3 protein-coding genes are annotated in these 2483 nt (G+C 42.7%); all 3 read left to right on the top strand.

Annotated elements, in window-relative coordinates; genetic code table 11:
- Positions 1 to 897: 897 nt before the first annotated feature.
- Complete coding sequence (locus tag H8S34_RS14935; RefSeq protein ID WP_186964423.1) at positions 898 to 1206, top strand: hypothetical protein; 309 nt, start codon at positions 898 to 900, stop codon at positions 1204 to 1206.
- A gap of 218 nt (positions 1207 to 1424) precedes the next feature.
- A complete protein-coding gene (locus H8S34_RS14940; RefSeq protein ID WP_243208050.1) occupies positions 1425 to 1973 on the top strand; it encodes a DUF6883 domain-containing protein in 549 nt (182 codons plus the stop codon).
- Position 1974: 1 nt separating this feature from the next.
- The gene (locus H8S34_RS14945; protein ID WP_186964424.1) at positions 1975 to 2286 is read left to right on the top strand and encodes a hypothetical protein; all 312 of its coding nucleotides are present in this window, start codon (positions 1975 to 1977) and stop codon (positions 2284 to 2286) included.
- The last annotated feature ends 197 nt before the right edge of the window (positions 2287 to 2483 follow it).

A 2483-nucleotide genomic window follows, 5' to 3' on the forward strand; every position in this document is an offset into this window, starting at 1 on the left:
CGTCCCACTGGCGTTATGTTGTAAACAAGGCGGCAGCCGTTTTACCCGTCTGCCGCCCATGATAAATTTCACTCTATTTGCACCGCTTTTGGCGGTTACACAGAATTTGGGATTGCCCCATGTAATATCTCTGATGATTAACTATTGAAATACTGATTGCCCACACCCGAATACCATTTTGTGTTTATAATTTCCTGAAACCCTTAAATGACACTCGGACCATCGGAGTATCCTTCGGGGTACTCCGATTTTTTATTTTCCAAATTGTTCTGTGATAGTTGTACGGAAACGTGCAACTTTTTGCTTATTTCCCCCTATTTGTAAAGAATAATTTTCTTATACTTTCAAAAGGGGGAATAACAGTTGTACTATAAGCAATGTTTCGGTACAATACAAAAGGGTGCCGGCCTACCAAGTTGGGTCAAATGGACACATCATTCAGAAGGCAAAACTCACTGTGAAGAATGTTTGAAATTAGATGGTTGTTGGTTTCAGAAAGAAAAAGCACCACCTTGTCCGCATCACCCATTCTGCCACTGTACTTTAGAGCCAGTTGACTATGCTGTAGTCCTGATAAATACATCCGCATACAGTGACTATAGAAAATTTGAAACACAACCGGCCTGCAAATACACAATAAAGAAAAGCTCTTCAAAGAATGGGGATATACTGTCGAGGATGCAAGATGGCTACAAGCAGAGATAGAGCGGCAGGCGGAGGAACGATATATCGCAGGCAAATATACCCTTGGTAAATTAAACTGGAACGCTCAAAGAATTAGTATTCGTGTTATCATTCCAAGAAGAGATGGAACTGGAGAGGTTTCCTTCATTACCGGTTGGATGGTGGAGCCCGGCGGAAAATTGAGGATGACAACACCCTACGGAGGTAAATAATATGCAAGAAATGGATAATGTAAGAGTTACCGTTGAAAAAGAAACCTATTCACGAGATGGCGTTCATAAAGGTATGTATGGATGGATTTGCTATCCCAAATGCGTCAAAGGCTATTGGCTGGTCAATTTTCCACAATGCGGCGAGAAGGATGATATTGCCGAAATCAGCATCAAAGAAGAAGATTTGGAAGTCGTACGAATCCTTGATGCGTGCGTGAACGAGCAAATCAAGGCGCAATTTGAAAAAGAAGCCGATCAGACAAAATCATTTACCGAAATGCCGGATGATCTTCCTGATTATCGTATCTAATGAGATAAAACCTCTTGCTTACTATGCTAAAACCATTGATATGGCCGGATTTTCCCAAGTCCTATAATTACACTCGGACCATCGGAGTATCCTTCGGGGTACTCCGATTTTTATTTTCCAAATTGTTCTGTGATAGTTGTACGGAAACGTGCAACTTTTTGCTTATTTCCCCTTATTTGTGAAGAATGATTTTCTTGTACTTTTAAGGGGGGGAATAAATGTTGTACTATAAACGATGTTTCGGTACAATACAAAAGGGTGCAGGACTACCAAGCTGGGTCAAATGGACGCACCATTCAGAGGGCGAAACCCACTGTGAAGAGTGCTTGATGCTGGATGGCTGCTGGTTTTCGAAAAGAAATGCGCCGCCCTGCCCACATCATCCCTACTGCCATTGCACATTGGATCCTATTCCGTATGCTGTAGTGTTTGGCAATGCTTCAGTATACAGCGATTATGGTAAATTTGATCCTTATTTATTTAACACAACCGGCCTGCAAACACACAATAAAGAAAAACTCTTCAAAGAATGGGGATATACTGTCGACGATGCAAGATGGTTGCAAGCAGAGATAGAACGGCAAGCGAGGGAACGTTATGTCTCTGGGCAATATGAGCTTGGAAAGCTAAATATGTTTGGACAAAGAATCAATATCAGAGTAACTATTCCAAAGAAAGATGGCTTTGGCGATGTTTCTTTTGTCACAGGTTGGATGGTAAAACCCAACGGGCAGATAAAACTGAATACGCCATACGGAGGTAAATAATATGACATACATGGACAATGTAGAAGTTATTGTCGAAAAGGAAAAGTACACAAGAGATGGCGTTCATAAAGGTATGCAAGGGTGGATCACTGAACCAGAAAACATCAACGGATATTGGTTGGTTAATTTTCCTCAGTGCGGTGAAAAGAATGATATTGCTACAATTCCCGTCAGGGAAGAAGATATGAAAGTGGTGAAAATCCTTGATGCACGCATGAACGAGCAAATCAAGGCGCAATTTGAAAAAGAAGCCGATCAGGCAAAAACATTTGCCGAAAAGCTGGATGATGGGGCAATCCCAAATTCTGTGTAACCGCCAAAAGCGGTGCAAATAGAGTGAAATTTATCATGGGCGGCAGACGGGTAAAACGGCTGCCGCCTTGTTTACAACACGCCAGTGGGACGGGATGTCAAGGCGGAGCTATCATATCCCCTCAGCCATCGATCTGAACCGGCGTTACTCAGGCATGCGCTCGGCGAAGTAGACCGCCATCTGGGCGTGAATCACAC

The organism is Pseudoflavonifractor hominis (genome assembly GCF_014288125.1).
Taxonomy (GTDB): domain Bacteria; phylum Bacillota; class Clostridia; order Oscillospirales; family Oscillospiraceae; genus Pseudoflavonifractor_A; species Pseudoflavonifractor_A gallinarum.

Coding starts and splice junctions, on each gene's coding strand:
- H8S34_RS14935 (WP_186964423.1), top strand. CDS start 898: ATGCAAGAAATGGATAATGTAAGAGTTACCGTTGAAAAAGAAACCTAT.
- H8S34_RS14940 (WP_243208050.1), top strand. CDS start 1,425: ATGTTGTACTATAAACGATGTTTCGGTACAATACAAAAGGGTGCAGGA.
- H8S34_RS14945 (WP_186964424.1), top strand. CDS start 1,975: ATGACATACATGGACAATGTAGAAGTTATTGTCGAAAAGGAAAAGTAC.